Raw genomic sequence first — 15,323 nt, forward strand, 5'->3', positions numbered from 1 at the left:
CTAACTGCGCGAAACATCTTTTCAAACATAGTGTCTCAGATGCTTTCGTTATACAATACTTTAAATAATTTACCACAGCTAAAAACCGTTTGCAACTATTGTTTCCCTTACTTTCAAGAAAAATCACTTGACATGTAAAACCAATCACATTTCCGCGCTGAAGGCCGCTGTCTGTATCTTTTCTTTTCATAATGGGATACATATAGTAGAATAATGATAACTCTATGCATCTGAAGGAGGAACCTGTGTGTCCATTGAAATGAAGACAAAATACGGACAGATTGATATATCCAACGAAGTCATCGCAATGGTTGCCGGAGGCGCTGCCATTGACTGTTACGGAATAGTGGGGATGGCCTCAAAAAACCAGATTAAAGACGGTTTGTCTGAAATCCTCCGGAGAGAGAACTTCGCAAAAGGCGTACATGTCCGTCAGGAAGCCGAACAAATACATATCGACATGTACATTATTGTCAGCTACGGCACTAAAATATCCGAAGTAGCCCACAATGTTCAGACGAAGGTAAAATACACAGTAAATCAAACAATCGGACTTGCAGTTGATTCTGTAAATATTTATGTCCAAGGCGTACGAGTAACGAACCCGTAGTGAGGAGGATGAGTATTGTCTAGACGAAACTTAGATGGGAGAGCTTTTGCGGCAATGATTCTGGCGGGGGCTGAGACATTGTCTCAAAACGCATCCGCGGTGGATGCGCTGAACGTGTTTCCCGTGCCTGACGGCGATACCGGAACAAATATGAATTTATCGATGTCATCCGGTGCAAGAGAGGTAGAGCACATTGACTCACCCGACATCGGCAAAGTCGGCATCGCCCTGTCAAAAGGCCTGCTTATGGGGGCGAGAGGAAACTCAGGGGTGATCTTGTCCCAATTGTTCAGAGGTTTCACAAAGAGCATTGAAAACAAAAACCAAATAGACGCCCAAGAATTTGCCGCAGCACTCCAAGCGGGAGTGGATATGGCATATAAGGCGGTCATGAAACCGGTTGAAGGAACGATTTTAACCGTGGCCAAGGATGCGGCTAAAAAAGCGGTCGCCTCGGCCAAAGAAGAAACCGATATTATTTCGGTCATGGAGGCCGTTATTGAAGAAGCGGAAGCGTCGCTGAACCGCACGCCGGATCTGCTTCCTGTTTTAAAGGACGTCGGTGTCGTTGACAGCGGCGGAAAAGGTCTGCTTTGTGTATATGAAGGCTTTTTGGCTGCTTTAAAAGGAGAGGCTGTACCGAAAAAAGCGGTTCTTCCGGCACTCGATGATATGGTGAATGCCGAGCATCATAAAAGCGCGCAGAGCATGCTGAGTACAGAAGACATTGAATTCGGATTTTGTACGGAAGTGATGGTGAGGCTGGATCAAGATAAACGGACGTTCAAGGAAGAGACGTTCAGAAACGAACTGAGCCGTTTCGGCGATTCATTGCTGGTCGTGGCTGATGATACGCTGGCGAAAGTTCATATTCATGCCGAAGAACCAGGGAACGTACTCAATCTCGCACAGCGTTACGGCGATTTGATTAAAATTAAAATTGAAAACATGAGGGAACAGCATACTTCAATCATCAGCCAAGAACATGATGAAAAAAAGCCTGCCGGCGTTATGAAAGAAGCCCGCAAGCCTTTTGGCATCGTGACTGTGGCAATGGGAGAGGGCATTTCTGAATTGTTTACGAGCATCGGCGCTTCACACGTAATCGAAGGCGGCCAGACAATGAATCCGAGCACGGAAGATATTGTTGAAGCCATTCAGTCTGTCAATGCGGAGACGGTTTTCATTCTTCCGAACAATTCCAATATTGTGATGGCTGCCAATCAGGCGGCGAGCGTGGCTGAAGAAAATGTCATTGTCATTCCGGCAAAAACGGTCCCTCAAGGCATGACTGCCCTGCTTGCGTTTAACCCTGACCAGCCGGCTGATGTAAATGAAGCTAATATGCTTGAGGCCATCCGGAATGTGAAAAGCGGACAGGTGACATATTCAGTCAGAGACACCCATATCGACGGCAAAGATATTAAAAAAGGTGATTTTATCGGCATTTTAAACAGTTCAATTATCGGCAGCGCCGAAGATCGGATAAGTGCGGCGAAATTGCTGCTGGATGAAATGATCGGGGATGAAGATGAAATCGTCACCATCCTGTACGGAGAGGACGCGCCGGAAGAAGAAGCTGAGAAACTCGCTGAGTATATTGCAAGCGTCTGTGAAGATATCGAGGTTGAAATCCATAACGGCAGACAGCCTCTGTATCCATATATATTTGCGGCAGAATAGAAGGGCTTATCAGGCCCTTCTATTCTTATGCCTTTATTTACCTGCGGCAGTGCGGCAGTGTGCCTGCTTGCCAATTGAGAAATGTTCAATTAGTCTAAAGAAAAGCGCTGAATGAAGTGATGTTAAGGAGGAGCAAACCAGCATGAAGTATAGAAGCGTTTTTGATATTATCGGCCCGGTAATGATCGGTCCGTCCAGTTCACATACCGCAGGCGCCGCCCGGATCGGCAGAGTGGCCAGAAGCTTATTCAGGCGGGAGCCCCGCCGGATCGTTGTGTCTTTTTACGGATCATTTGCGGAGACGTATAAGGGTCACGGCACTGATGTCGCGATTATCGGCGGCCTGCTTGATTTTGATACATTTGATGAGCGGATTAAAACAGCGATTCAAATTGCGGAAGAGAAGGGCATATATGTAGAGTTCCGTACAGAGGATGCCGTGCCCGTTCATCCGAATACAGCGCGCATCGTCATTTCTGATGATGAGGGAGAGCTTGCCCTTACCGGTATTTCCATCGGCGGCGGAAAAATAGAAATCACGGAGCTCAACGGCTTTGAGCTGCGTTTGTCCGGAAACCATCCGGCTATTTTAGTCGTTCACAATGATAAATTCGGCACGATTGCAGGCGTTGCCAATGTGCTTGCGAAATTCTCCATCAACGTCGGACATATGGAAGTGGCGCGTAAGGACGTCGGCCAGCTTGCGCTGATGACGATTGAGGTCGATCAGAATATTGAAGAAGAAGTGCTTGACGAGCTTTCAACACTTCCTAATATTATACAGGTTACTAAGATAGCTGACTAAAAAGTCAGGAGGAAAATGACATGTTTCGTAATGTAAAAGAATTAATAGAAATCACTCAAGAAAAACAAATTCCGATTTCGGAAGTGATGATCACCCAAGAGATGGAAGTGACGCAAAAAACGCGGGAAGAAATCTTTCAAGGAATGGAGCGCAATCTCTCCGTCATGGAAGCAGCTGTTGAAAAAGGGCTGAAGGGCGTCACGAGTCAGACCGGTTTAACAGGCGGAGATGCCGTGAAACTTCAGGCATACATCCAATCGGGAAGAAGCCTGTCGGGCAATCTGATTTTAGACGCCGTTTCTAAAGCTGTGGCGACAAATGAAGTCAATGCGGCGATGGGAACGATCTGCGCTACACCGACTGCCGGCTCTGCCGGGGTCGTGCCGGGAACGTTATTCGCCGTAAAGCATAAGCTGCACCCTACGACAGAACAAATGATCCGTTTTCTGTTTACAGCCGGCGCGTTCGGTTTTGTCGTAGCAAATAATGCGAGTATTTCAGGAGCGGCAGGAGGCTGTCAGGCGGAAGTCGGGTCAGCATCAGGCATGGCAGCGGCTGCGATTGTGGAAATGGCGGGCGGAACGCCTCAGCAATCAGCGGAAGCAATGGCGATTACACTGAAAAATATGCTCGGTCTCGTATGTGACCCGGTCGCCGGATTGGTAGAAGTGCCGTGTGTCAAACGAAACGCAATGGGAGCATCCAACGCAATGATCGCGGCGGATATGGCGCTGGCCGGGATTACAAGCCGCATTCCTTGCGATGAGGTGATTGACGCGATGTACAAAATCGGCCAGACAATGCCGACAGCTCTGCGTGAAACGGGACAAGGCGGTTTAGCCGCGACACCGACGGGAAGAGAATTAGAGAAAAAAATTTTCGGAGGAGCGCTGAAATCAAGTGACACACCATCAGCAAACTAGTATAGCGGAAATTAAGGGCATTGGGCCGGAAACAGAAAAAACATTGCACGAACTTGGTATCTATGACATTTCTGATCTTCTGAATTATTTCCCTTACCGTTATGATGACTATGAGCTGAGGGATTTAGAAGAAGTAAAACATGAAGAAAGAGTGACGGTAGAAGGGAAGGTTCATTCAGAACCTTCTCTTACCTATTACGGCAAAAAACGAAACAGGCTGACATTCAGGGTGCTTGTCGGCAATTATTTAATTACCGCGGTCTGCTTTAACCGTCCCTACTTAAAAAAGAAACTGACGTTAGGTTCTGTCGTCACGATATCCGGGAAATGGGATAAACACAGACAGACCGTTTCCGTGCAGGAATTAAAAAACGGTCCTCATCAAGAAGATAAAAGCATTGAGCCTGTTTATTCTGTTAAAGAAAACGTCACCGTAAAAATGATGAGACGGTTTATTAAGGAAGCGCTGCAGCATCATTTGGACAGTGCGGCCGATCCGCTTCCTGAAAAATTGAGAATCCGCTACAAGCTGCCTGATTACAAACATGCCCTGCAGACGATGCATCAGCCTGAAACGAGGGAATCGTTACAGCAGGCAAGACGCCGGTTTGTTTACGAGGAATTCTTATTATTTCAGCTGAAAATGCAGGCGTTCCGTAAAGCGGAAAGGGAACAGTCAAAAGGCATCAGCCATGTGTTTCCTGCTGAAAAGCTCGCCGCTTTCACAGACAGCCTGCCGTTTTCGCTCACGACCGCACAGACGCGTGTGCTTCGGGAAATTACCGCTGATATGACATCCCCTTACCGAATGAACCGTCTGCTGCAAGGTGATGTCGGTTCAGGGAAAACGGCCGTCGCCGCCATCGCTTTGTATGCTGCGATTTTGTCGGGGTATCAGGGGGCATTAATGGTGCCGACTGAAATTTTGGCCGAACAGCATGCGGATTCTCTCGTATCGTTGTTTGCAAATGAAGATGTAAATATCGCGCTTTTGACGAGTTCTGTCAAAGGAAAGCGGCGCAGGGAGCTTTTGGAGCGGCTTGCTCTCGGAGAGATTGATATTTTAGTAGGGACCCATGCTTTAATCCAGGATGAAGTGGAATTCAAAGCGCTGAGCCTTGTTATTACGGACGAGCAGCACCGGTTCGGGGTCGAACAGCGCAAAAAACTCAAGAATAAAGGTCAGGATCCGGATGTGCTGTTTATGACAGCCACCCCGATTCCGAGAACGCTGGCCATTACCGTCTTCGGAGAAATGGATGTTTCCGTGATAGATGAAATGCCCGCGGGGCGAAAACAAATCGAAACGTATTGGGTGAAACACGACATGCTGGAGCGGATTTTGGCTTTTATAGAAAAAGAGCTGAAGCAGGGAAGGCAAGCCTATGTTATCTGCCCGCTCATTGAAGAGTCGGATAAACTGGATGTACAGAATGCGATTGACGTATATAACATGCTGTCTGACGTTTACCGCGGTAAATGGAATGTCGGCCTGATGCACGGGAAGCTTCATTCTGATGAAAAAGATCAGGTGATGAGAGAATTCAGCGCCAATCAATGTCAGGTACTTGTGTCAACAACCGTCGTAGAAGTCGGGGTGAACGTGCCGAATGCGACGATTATGGTCATCTATGACGCCGACCGTTTCGGATTATCTCAGCTCCATCAGCTCCGCGGCCGGGTCGGGCGGGGAGACCACCAATCTTTCTGCATCTTGATGGCAGATCCGAAATCCGAAACCGGGAAGGAACGGATGAGAATCATGTCGGAGACAAACGACGGCTTCGAGCTGTCTGAAAAGGACCTTGAACTGCGCGGCCCCGGTGATTTCTTCGGAAAAAAACAGAGCGGTATGCCCGAGTTCAAGGTGGCGGATATGGTTCATGACTACAGAGCTTTGGAAACGGCCCGCCAGGATGCAGCCAATCTGGTGTCTTCAGAGGCGTTTTGGAAAGATGACGAATACCGCATGCTGCGCGGTCAATTACTTTCAAGCGGCGTCCTGGAAGGGGAGAAGTTAAGCTGAATCTGCAAAATTTGGCGGCTTTCAAAAAACAATCATTGCATTCCAAACTATGAGATTATATACTACTATTAGTACCTAGTCTTAATTGTCCGGATGGTGTTTACAGATGAGAAGAAGCAAGAAAGAACGCCAAAAATTATTGCAGCAGACGATCAAATCGACACCCTTCATCACAGATGAAGAATTAGCGGGGAAATTCGGCGTCAGCATTCAGACGATCCGTTTAGACCGCTTAGAGCTCTCAATACCGGAGCTGAGGGAAAGAATTAAAAACGTGGCAGAACAAACGCTTGATGATGAAGTGAAATCACTGTCTTTAGACGAAGTGATCGGTGAAATTATTGATCTGGAGCTTGACGGCCAGGCCATTTCCATATTAGAAGTAAGACGCGAACATGTCTTCAGCCGCAATCAAATTGCGCGGGGGCATCATTTGTTTGCGCAGGCGAACTCACTCGCCGTAGCCGTCATTGATGATGAGCTGGCGCTGACCGCAAGCGCAAATATCCGCTTTACAAGACAGGTGAAAGAAGGCGAGCGCGTCGTTGCGAAAGCCAAAGTGACGGCAGTCGAAAAAGAAAAAGGCAGAACGGTAGTTGAAGTCAACAGCTATGTGGGAGAAGAAGTCGTGTTCTCCGGCAGCTTTGACATGTACCGTTCAAAACAATCATAAAGGTGGAGCATGCATGAGAATAGCTGTAGATGCAATGGGGGGCGACAACGCACCCAAAGCTGTTATTGACGGAGTAATGAAGAGTATTGAGGCATTTGACGATCTTCATATTACGCTGGTCGGTGACAAGACAACGATAGAATCACACTTGTCAACAACATCAGACCGCATCACTGTGTTGCACGCCGATGAAGTGATTGAACCGACGGATGAACCGGTCCGCGCCGTACGCAGAAAGAAAAACTCTTCTATGGTGCTGATGGCGCAGGAAGTGGCTGAAAACAGAGCGGACGCCTGCATCTCAGCGGGGAATACGGGCGCACTCATGACAGCGGGACTGTTTATCGTCGGCAGAATTAAAGGAATCGACCGGCCTGCGCTTGCGCCGACGCTTCCGACCGTTTCAGGCGACGGTTTCCTTCTTTTGGACGTGGGAGCCAATGTCGATGCCAAACCGGAGCATCTCGTCCAGTACGGAATTATGGGATCTGTATATGCCCGGCAGGTTCTCGGAATCAGCTCGCCCCGCGTCGGATTGTTAAATGTCGGCACGGAAGAAAAGAAAGGAAACGACCTGACAAAAAAGACGTTTGAACTATTAAAAGAAACAAACGTGAATTTTGTCGGAAACGTTGAGGCGAGAGACTTGCTCGAAGGCGCTGCTGACGTCATCGTCACAGACGGCTTTACGGGCAACGTCACGTTGAAAACATTGGAAGGTTCAGCGTTATCGATTTTCAAAATGCTGAAAGATACACTGACTTCAAGTTTTGTTTCTAAGCTCGCAGCGGGAGTGCTGAAGCCGAAGCTGATGGAAATGAAACTGAAAATGGACTATTCTGAGTACGGCGGGGCGAGTCTTTTCGGTTTGAAAGCGCCCGTCGTTAAAGCGCACGGCTCTTCTGACGCACGCGCTGTTTACCATGCGCTGCGCCAGGCGAGAGAAATGGTCAGCCAAAACGTGGCCGCATTTATAGAAGAAGAAGTAAAAGAAGAAAAAACAGATGAGTAGTCTGGAGGTTACCGCATCATGAGTAAGATTGCATTTTTATTTCCCGGACAGGGATCACAATATATCGGTATGGGAAAAGACCTGTACGAACGCGAAGAAGCGTCAAAACGTATTTTTGATGAAGCGGATGAAACGCTTGAAACAAAGCTGAGCTCGCTCATTTTTGAAGGTGACGCCGAAGAATTAACCCTTACATACAATGCGCAGCCTGCGCTGTTGACAACGAGCATCGCCGTATTGGAAAAGTTTAAAGAATCCAGCATCACGCCTGATTTCACCGCCGGCCACAGCCTCGGAGAATATTCGGCGCTTGTTGCGGCGGGAGCGATGACATTTAAAGATGCCGTTTACACGGTAAGAAAACGGGGAGAATTCATGAATGAAGCCGTGCCGGCCGGAGAAGGCGCCATGGCCGCTATTCTCGGCATGGATGCGGAGTCATTGAAAAAGGTGACGGATCAAGTGACGGAAAACGGTCATCTCGTACAGCTTGCAAACTTGAACTGCCCCGGCCAGATCGTAATTTCCGGAACGGCAAAAGGCGTGGAGCTGGCTTCAGAGGAAGCGAAAAACAACGGAGCAAAACGGGCAATCCCATTAGAAGTAAGCGGACCGTTCCATTCTGAATTAATGAAGCCGGCAGCGCAAAAACTCGAGGAGGTGCTCAGCGCCTGTGAGTTAAAAAATGCGGCTGTTCCCGTGATTTCAAACGTTTCGGCTGACGTTATGACAGAAAAAGACGATATCAAGAAAAAACTGATCGAACAGCTGTACTCACCTGTTCGCTTTGAAGAAACCATTAACAAACTGATTGACGAAGGCGTCACGACGTTTGTTGAAATCGGGCCGGGAAAAGTGCTTTCAGGCCTTGTGAAAAAAGTGAACCGCCGCCTTAAAACAATCGCGGTTTCTGACCATGAAACCATCGAACTGGCGATTCAAACGCTGAAGGAGGAGAATCAGGATGCTTAATGAAAAAACAGCAGTGGTAACGGGAGCGTCCCGCGGAATCGGGCGGGCGATCGCGCTTGATCTTGCGAAAAACGGCTGTAACGTAGTAGTCAACTACTCCGGGAATGAAGCGAAAGCGAACGAAGTCGTAGATGAAATCAAATCTTTGGGCCGAAACGCGATCGCGGTAAAAGCTGATGTATCAAATTCCGAAGAAGTACAAAACATGATGAAAGAGGCTGTCGCTGCATTTTCTTCAATCGACATTCTCGTGAACAATGCGGGGATCACAAAAGACAATCTTCTGATGAGAATGAAAGAAAATGAATGGGATGATGTCATTAACATTAACCTAAAAGGTGTATTCAACTGCACGAAAGCCGTGACAAGACAGATGATGAAACAGCGCTCCGGCCGGATTATCAACGTATCATCAATCGTCGGCGTCAGCGGAAACCCCGGCCAGGCAAACTATGTGGCGGCAAAAGCCGGTGTAATCGGCTTAACGAAGTCATCAGCCAAAGAGCTTGCGAGCCGAAATATTACGGTTAATGCCATTGCTCCGGGCTTTATTTCCACGGATATGACGGACAAGCTTTCTAAAGAAGTCCAAGATGAAATGCTGAAGCAGATTCCGCTCGCGCGTTTCGGTGATCCTTCCGATATCAGCAGCGTTGTTACGTTCCTTGCTTCTGAAGGATCGCGTTATATGACGGGCCAAACCCTTCATATTGACGGCGGAATGGTGATGTAAAGATTTGTTTTTAAAATTTCATCCTAGTTTCTCTAGTTTTTTAAAAACGAATCCTCTATAATACTTGAGGGGAGGTGAATTGCTATGGCAGATACATTAGAGCGTGTAACGAAAATCATCGTAGACCGCCTTGGCGTTGATGAAGCTGACGTCAAACTTGAAGCTTCTTTCAAGGAAGACTTAGGTGCTGATTCCCTAGATGTAGTTGAGCTTGTTATGGAACTTGAAGACGAGTTTGATATGGAGATTTCTGACGAAGATGCTGAAAAGATTGCAACAGTCGGCGACGCTGTGAACTACATACAAAACCAGCAATAAGCTGATGCTAAAAGTCCCGCCTGACAGCGGGGCTTTAGCCCTTTAATCGTTCGGTTACCGGCGTCTGACGCTGTACGCGCTGCTGATTCCGTTTACGGCGGGGAGCGCGGTGAACCTGATGTGCCTATGGAGGTTACTATGTCAAAACACTCACATTTTAAAGATAAAAAAAAGTTCTATAAAAAAATAGAGCAATTTAAAGAGTTCCAAGAACGGATTTCGGTTCATTTTCAAAACGAGAAACTTTTGTATCAAGCATTTACACATTCATCTTATGTGAATGAGCATCGGAAAAAGCCGTATGAAGACAATGAAAGGCTTGAATTTTTAGGTGACGCTGTTTTGGAACTGACGATCTCCCAATTCTTATTTGCCAAATATCCGGCCATGAGTGAAGGAGATTTGACGAAGCTGAGAGCCGCTATCGTATGCGAGCCGTCACTCGTCTCACTTGCCCATGAATTGTCATTCGGCGATCTTGTTCTCTTGGGAAAAGGAGAAGAAATGACGGGCGGCAGAAAGCGTCCTGCGCTTTTAGCGGATGTGTTTGAAGCGTTTATCGGCGCACTGTATCTGGATCAGGGCCTTGACCCGGTTCAGCAATTCCTGAAAGTGTACGTGTTCCCTAAAATAAACGATGGTGCTTTTTCTCATGTGATGGATTTCAAAAGCCAGCTTCAAGAATTTGTACAGCGGGACGGAAAAGGATCGCTTGAGTACAAAATTCTCAATGAAAAAGGGCCTGCCCACAACCGGGAATTCGAGGCGCTTGTCTCCCTTAAAGGTGAGGCGCTCGGTATCGGGAACGGACGTTCCAAAAAAGAAGCCGAGCAGCATGCGGCACAGGAAGCTCTTGCAAAAATGCAAAAACATCATACGAAACAATAAAATCCCCCTGTTTCCCTAGGGGGATTTCAGTATGTCTGCGCCTGATATAAGCGGGTGATTATGATAATATTGAGATACTTATACGATAAGGAGGATCTGGGATGTTCCTCAAACGTTTAGACGTTATAGGATTTAAATCATTTGCAGAACGGATATCCGTTGACTTTGTAAAAGGCGTCACGGCCGTTGTCGGTCCGAACGGCAGCGGAAAGAGCAACATTACCGAAGCCATCCGCTGGGTGCTCGGCGAACAATCAGCCCGCTCGCTTCGGGGCGGAAAAATGGAAGATATCATTTTTGCGGGAAGTGATTCGCGCAAGCGGCTGAACCTTGCCGAAGTCACGTTAACGCTTGATAATGAAGATCATTTTCTCCCGATCGATTATCACGAAGTCAGCGTGACGAGACGGGTGTACCGTTCCGGAGAGAGTGAATTTCTCATCAACAATCAGCAGTGCCGTTTGAAAGACATCATTGACTTATTTATGGACTCCGGGCTCGGAAAAGAAGCATTCTCTATTATCAGCCAGGGGAAAGTCGAAGAGATTCTCAGCAGCAAAGCGGAAGACCGCCGCAGTATTTTTGAAGAAGCGGCCGGCGTGCTGAAATATAAAACAAGAAAGAAAAAAGCGGAAAACAAACTGTTTGAGACGCAGGATAACTTAAACAGGGTGGAAGATATTCTCCACGAGCTTGAAGATCAGGTCGAACCGCTGAAAATCCAGGCATCAATCGCCAAAGACTACTTAGAAAAAAAGAAAGAGCTTGAGCATGTCGAAATTGCCCTTACCGCCTTTGACATCGAAGAACTGCATGGCAGATGGTCGGGTTTAAAAGACAAGGTGCAGGCTGCTAAAGAAGAAGAATTGGCGGAATCATCGGCTCTATCCGCAAAAGAAGCGATGATAGAAGAGACGAGAGATAAAATCCACGCGCTTGATGAATCCGTCAACGAACTGCAGCAGGTTCTGCTCGTGACAAGTGAAGAGCTGGAAAAGCTGGAAGGCCGGAAAGAAGTGCTGAAAGAGCGCAAAAAAAACGCCGCGCAAAACCGGGAACAGCTTGAGGAATCCGTTACACATTACACGAACAAAGAAGCCGAACTGAAAGCGGACATTGAAAAGCAGTCTGCCGTCTATGATAAGCTGCGTGCGGAAGTGAAGCGGTTAAACGCTCAAGTGAAAGAAAAGCAGCAGGCTCTCAGTCTGCATAATGAAAATGTAGATGAGAAAATTGAACAATTAAAAAGCGATTACTTTGAATTGTTAAACAGCCAGGCGTCGATTCGCAACGAGCTGCAGCTTTTGGATGACCAGATGTCCCAATCTGCGGTCCAGCAGGCGAGACTGACCGCAAACAATGAAAAATATCTTGAAGAACGTAACGATATTGCAGTCCGCAAAGCGGCGTGCGAAGAAGAATTGGCCGCCGTTGAAGAGGATATTCACAATCAGGTCGTCCGCTTTCGCGAAGTCCAGACAGCATATGAACAGAAAAAACGCCAGTATGAAAAGAAAGAATCAGCGCTGTATCAGGCATATCAATTCGTCCAGCAGGCCAGATCCAAAAAAGATATGCTTGAAACGATGCAAGGCGATTTTTCAGGATTTTACCAAGGCGTAAAAGAAGTGCTGAAGCAGAAAGAGAAGCTCGGCGGCATCCGCGGCGCCGTTCTCGAACTGATTGCCACCGAACAAAAGTATGAAACGGCGATCGAGATTGCACTCGGCGCAGCGGCGCAGCACGTTGTCACAGACGACGAGCAGGCGGCGCGGAAAGCGATTCAATATTTAAAACAGAATTCATTCGGCCGCGCGACGTTCCTGCCGCTTACGGTTATGAAACCGCGCCAGCTCCAAACCCGTGATGAACAGACGGCTCAGAAGCATCCGTCTTTCCTCGGCACAGCGAGCGGGCTTGTCACATATGATGCCGCGTATCGGAATGTCATTCAAAACCTTCTCGGCACCGTGCTGATCACTGAAGATTTAAAAGGTGCGAATGAACTGGCCAAGCTTCTCGGGCACCGCTACCGCATCGTGACGCTTGAGGGCGATGTCGTCAATCCAGGCGGATCAATGACAGGCGGCGCGGTCAAAAAGAAAAACAATTCTCTGCTCGGCAGAAGCCGTGAGCTTGAGACGGTGACTGCGCGGCTTGCCGAAATGGAAGAAAAAACAGCTCTGCTCGAAAAAGAGGTCAAAACGCTGAAGCAGGCCATTCAAGAGCTTGAACATACGCTGAGCGGTCTCCGTGAAGACGGTGAAGCTTTCAGAACAAAGCAGCAGGATGTAAAAGGCAGGCTGTATGAACTCGAAGTCGCTGAAAAGAACATCAATACCCATCTGGAGCTTTACGATCAGGAGAAAGCATCACTGACCGAAAGCAGCCGGGAAAAAGAGACGCGCAAATCAGCTCTGGAAGAACAGCTGAGTGAGGCATCCGGCCAGCTGAAAGAGCTTGAGGAAGAGATGGAAAGGCTGACAAAACAAAAGCAGACCCTATCCTCAACAAAAGAAACGCTCTCTCATGAACTGACGGAATGTAAAGTGGCCGCTGCGAAAAAAGAACAGGCGTGCTCGAGTGAGGAAGACAACCTCAAACGGCTGAAAAAAGAGCTTGAAGAAACGCAGCTCGCTCTGAAAGAAACACGGGAAGATTTAAGCCTCCTGACCTCAGAGATGACGTCCAGCACAAGCGGTGAGGAGCAGCTTGAAGAAGCAGCCCATCACAAGCTTCATGATAAAACGAGAACGATCGAATTGATCGCCAGCCGGCGCGACCAGCGTGTGAAGCTCCAGCGGGCTCTTGATACGAACGAGCTTGAACTGAAAGAGATGAAGCGTCTGTATAAGCAAAAAACAGACATTCTGAAAGATGAAGAGGTAAAACTCGGCCGGATGGAAGTTGAGCTTGATAATCTCTTGCAGTATTTACGCGAGGAATACAGCTTATCCTTTGAAGGAGCAAAAGAACAATATCAGCTCGAACTCGAGCCTGAAGAGGCGAGAAAACGGGTCAAACTGATCAAGCTTTCAATTGAAGAGCTCGGAACGGTCAATCTCGGCAGCATCGATGAATTTGAAAGAGTAAACGAACGGTATCAGTTTTTAACAGAGCAGAAAAATGACCTGACGGAAGCGAAAAACACACTGTTTCAAGTCATTGAAGAAATGGATTCTGAAATGACGAAGCGATTCCATGAAACGTTTATCCAGATCCGTTCTCAATTCAACGACGTGTTCCGTTCTTTATTCGGAGGAGGACGGGCTGAACTGAAGCTGACTGATCCGAATGATCTTCTTAATTCCGGGGTGGACATTATCGCGCAGCCTCCGGGTAAAAAACTGCAAAACTTAAATCTTTTGTCAGGGGGAGAACGGGCGCTGACTGCCATTGCCCTTTTATTCTCCATTCTGAAAGTAAGGCCCGTGCCGTTCTGCGTCCTTGATGAAGTGGAAGCTGCGCTTGATGAAGCCAATGTATTCAGGTTTGCGCAATATTTAAAAAAATACAGCGGCGACAGCCAGTTTATCGTCATCACCCACAGAAAAGGCACCATGGAAGAAGCGGATGTCCTCTACGGTGTTACGATGCAGGAATCCGGCGTTTCCCGAATGGTTTCGGTCAAACTGGAAGAAACAAAAGAATTCGTTCAGTAACGAGGAAAGAGGTTGAAAGATGAGCTTTTTTAAAAAATTAAAAGAGAAAATCACGAAACAGACAGACTCCGTCTCTGAAAAATTTAAAGATGGTCTTGAAAAAACAAGAAATTCCTTCTCAAATAAAGTGAACGAACTCGTCTCCCGCTACCGGAAAGTCGACGAGGATTTCTTCGAGGAGCTTGAGGAAGTGCTGATTGGCGCTGACGTAGGTTTTACAACCGTTATGGAGCTGATTGATGAGCTCAAAAAAGAAGTGAAGCTGAAAAACATCCAAGATCCTCAGGAAGTGCAGTCCGTCATTTCTGAAAAGCTTGTCGACATTTATAACAGCGGCGACGAACAGATTTCTGAATTAAATATTCAGGACGAGCGCCTGAACGTTATTCTGCTTGTCGGGGTAAACGGCGTCGGAAAAACGACAACGATCGGAAAACTTGCCCATAAGCTGAAGAATGAAGGCAAATCCGTTGTGCTCGCTGCCGGAGACACTTTCAGAGCCGGGGCGATTGAACAGCTTGAAGTGTGGGGGGAGCGTACAGGCGTGCCTGTCATTAAACAGGCTGCCGGAAGCGACCCTGCTGCGGTTATTTATGATGCCGTACACGCGGCTAAAGCAAGAGGAGCGGATGTGCTGATTTGTGATACGGCCGGCCGCCTTCAGAATAAAGTAAACTTAATGAAAGAGCTTGAAAAAGTCAAACGTGTCATCGAACGCGAAGTGCCTGAGGCTCCGCATGAGGTTCTCCTTGCGCTGGACGCGACGACAGGCCAAAATGCGATGGCGCAGGCGAAAGAATTCTCCAAAGCGACGAATGTGACGGGTATCGCGTTAACGAAGCTTGACGGCACCGCTAAAGGCGGTATCGTCTTGGCGATCCGCAATGAGCTTCACATCCCCGTGAAACTGGTCGGCCTCGGAGAAAAGGTTGACGATCTCCAGCGGTTTGATGCAGAATCTTACGTATACGGTCTCTTTTCTGATTTAGTTGAAAAAGCCGAGGATTAATGAATAAAA

Annotated in this window: 13 protein-coding genes; all 13 read left to right on the forward strand. The window is 47.6% G+C overall.

Annotated elements, in window-relative coordinates; translation table 11 throughout:
• Nucleotides 1–247 precede the first annotated feature (247 nt).
• On the forward strand, nucleotides 248–610 hold the full coding sequence (locus ACKTRM_RS07955) for an Asp23/Gls24 family envelope stress response protein (RefSeq protein WP_003154327.1): 363 nt from the start codon (nucleotides 248–250) through the stop codon (nucleotides 608–610).
• A gap of 15 nt (nucleotides 611–625) precedes the next feature.
• Nucleotides 626–2,293 (forward strand): DAK2 domain-containing protein, encoded by a 1,668-nt coding sequence (locus ACKTRM_RS07960; protein ID WP_012117538.1) that lies wholly within the window; start codon nucleotides 626–628, stop codon nucleotides 2,291–2,293.
• A 142-nt stretch (nucleotides 2,294–2,435) separates the two neighbouring features.
• Nucleotides 2,436–3,098, forward strand: coding sequence for an L-serine ammonia-lyase, iron-sulfur-dependent subunit beta (gene sdaAB / locus ACKTRM_RS07965; RefSeq protein WP_003154325.1), 663 nt, complete (start codon nucleotides 2,436–2,438; stop codon nucleotides 3,096–3,098).
• A 20-nt stretch (nucleotides 3,099–3,118) separates the two neighbouring features.
• Entirely contained in the window at nucleotides 3,119–4,021 is a 903-nt protein-coding gene (gene sdaAA, locus ACKTRM_RS07970) for an L-serine ammonia-lyase, iron-sulfur-dependent, subunit alpha (protein ID WP_012117539.1), read from the forward strand.
• Nucleotides 3,999–6,047 (forward strand): ATP-dependent DNA helicase RecG, encoded by a 2,049-nt coding sequence (recG, locus tag ACKTRM_RS07975; protein WP_012117540.1) that lies wholly within the window; start codon nucleotides 3,999–4,001, stop codon nucleotides 6,045–6,047. Before sdaAA ends, recG begins: the two co-directional genes overlap by 23 nt.
• A gap of 106 nt (nucleotides 6,048–6,153) precedes the next feature.
• Entirely contained in the window at nucleotides 6,154–6,720 is a 567-nt protein-coding gene (fapR, locus tag ACKTRM_RS07980; RefSeq protein WP_003154320.1) for a transcription factor FapR, read from the forward strand.
• 13 nt (nucleotides 6,721–6,733) lie between these two features.
• The gene (gene plsX, locus ACKTRM_RS07985) at nucleotides 6,734–7,732 is read left to right on the forward strand and encodes a phosphate acyltransferase PlsX (protein ID WP_012117541.1); all 999 of its coding nucleotides are present in this window, start codon (nucleotides 6,734–6,736) and stop codon (nucleotides 7,730–7,732) included.
• 18 nt (nucleotides 7,733–7,750) lie between these two features.
• The gene (gene fabD, locus ACKTRM_RS07990; RefSeq protein WP_012117542.1) at nucleotides 7,751–8,704 is read left to right on the forward strand and encodes an ACP S-malonyltransferase; all 954 of its coding nucleotides are present in this window, start codon (nucleotides 7,751–7,753) and stop codon (nucleotides 8,702–8,704) included.
• Complete coding sequence (fabG, locus tag ACKTRM_RS07995; protein ID WP_003154312.1) at nucleotides 8,697–9,437, forward strand: 3-oxoacyl-[acyl-carrier-protein] reductase; 741 nt, start codon at nucleotides 8,697–8,699, stop codon at nucleotides 9,435–9,437. Before fabD ends, fabG begins: the two co-directional genes overlap by 8 nt.
• An 84-nt stretch (nucleotides 9,438–9,521) precedes the next feature.
• A complete protein-coding gene (gene acpP, locus ACKTRM_RS08000) occupies nucleotides 9,522–9,755 on the forward strand; it encodes an acyl carrier protein (RefSeq protein ID WP_003154310.1) in 234 nt (77 codons plus the stop codon).
• Nucleotides 9,756–9,893: 138 nt separating this feature from the next.
• Nucleotides 9,894–10,643, forward strand: coding sequence for a ribonuclease III (rncS, locus tag ACKTRM_RS08005; protein ID WP_012117543.1), 750 nt, complete (start codon nucleotides 9,894–9,896; stop codon nucleotides 10,641–10,643).
• Nucleotides 10,644–10,744: 101 nt separating this feature from the next.
• On the forward strand, nucleotides 10,745–14,305 hold the full coding sequence (smc, locus tag ACKTRM_RS08010; RefSeq protein WP_012117544.1) for a chromosome segregation protein SMC: 3,561 nt from the start codon (nucleotides 10,745–10,747) through the stop codon (nucleotides 14,303–14,305).
• 19 nt (nucleotides 14,306–14,324) lie between these two features.
• Entirely contained in the window at nucleotides 14,325–15,314 is a 990-nt protein-coding gene (ftsY, locus tag ACKTRM_RS08015; protein ID WP_012117545.1) for a signal recognition particle-docking protein FtsY, read from the forward strand.
• Nucleotides 15,315–15,323 lie beyond the last annotated feature (9 nt).

The sequence above is a fragment of the Bacillus sp. D7-8 genome, assembly GCF_052055895.1.
Classification (GTDB): Bacteria; Bacillota; Bacilli; order Bacillales; family Bacillaceae; genus Bacillus; species Bacillus velezensis.

Coding starts and splice junctions, on each gene's coding strand:
- sdaAB (WP_003154325.1), top strand. CDS start 2,436: ATGAAGTATAGAAGCGTTTTTGATATTATCGGCCCGGTAATGATCGGT.
- sdaAA (WP_012117539.1), top strand. CDS start 3,119: ATGTTTCGTAATGTAAAAGAATTAATAGAAATCACTCAAGAAAAACAA.
- fapR (WP_003154320.1), top strand. CDS start 6,154: ATGAGAAGAAGCAAGAAAGAACGCCAAAAATTATTGCAGCAGACGATC.
- plsX (WP_012117541.1), top strand. CDS start 6,734: ATGAGAATAGCTGTAGATGCAATGGGGGGCGACAACGCACCCAAAGCT.
- fabD (WP_012117542.1), top strand. CDS start 7,751: ATGAGTAAGATTGCATTTTTATTTCCCGGACAGGGATCACAATATATC.
- fabG (WP_003154312.1), top strand. CDS start 8,697: ATGCTTAATGAAAAAACAGCAGTGGTAACGGGAGCGTCCCGCGGAATC.
- acpP (WP_003154310.1), top strand. CDS start 9,522: ATGGCAGATACATTAGAGCGTGTAACGAAAATCATCGTAGACCGCCTT.
- rncS (WP_012117543.1), top strand. CDS start 9,894: ATGTCAAAACACTCACATTTTAAAGATAAAAAAAAGTTCTATAAAAAA.
- smc (WP_012117544.1), top strand. CDS start 10,745: ATGTTCCTCAAACGTTTAGACGTTATAGGATTTAAATCATTTGCAGAA.
- ftsY (WP_012117545.1), top strand. CDS start 14,325: ATGAGCTTTTTTAAAAAATTAAAAGAGAAAATCACGAAACAGACAGAC.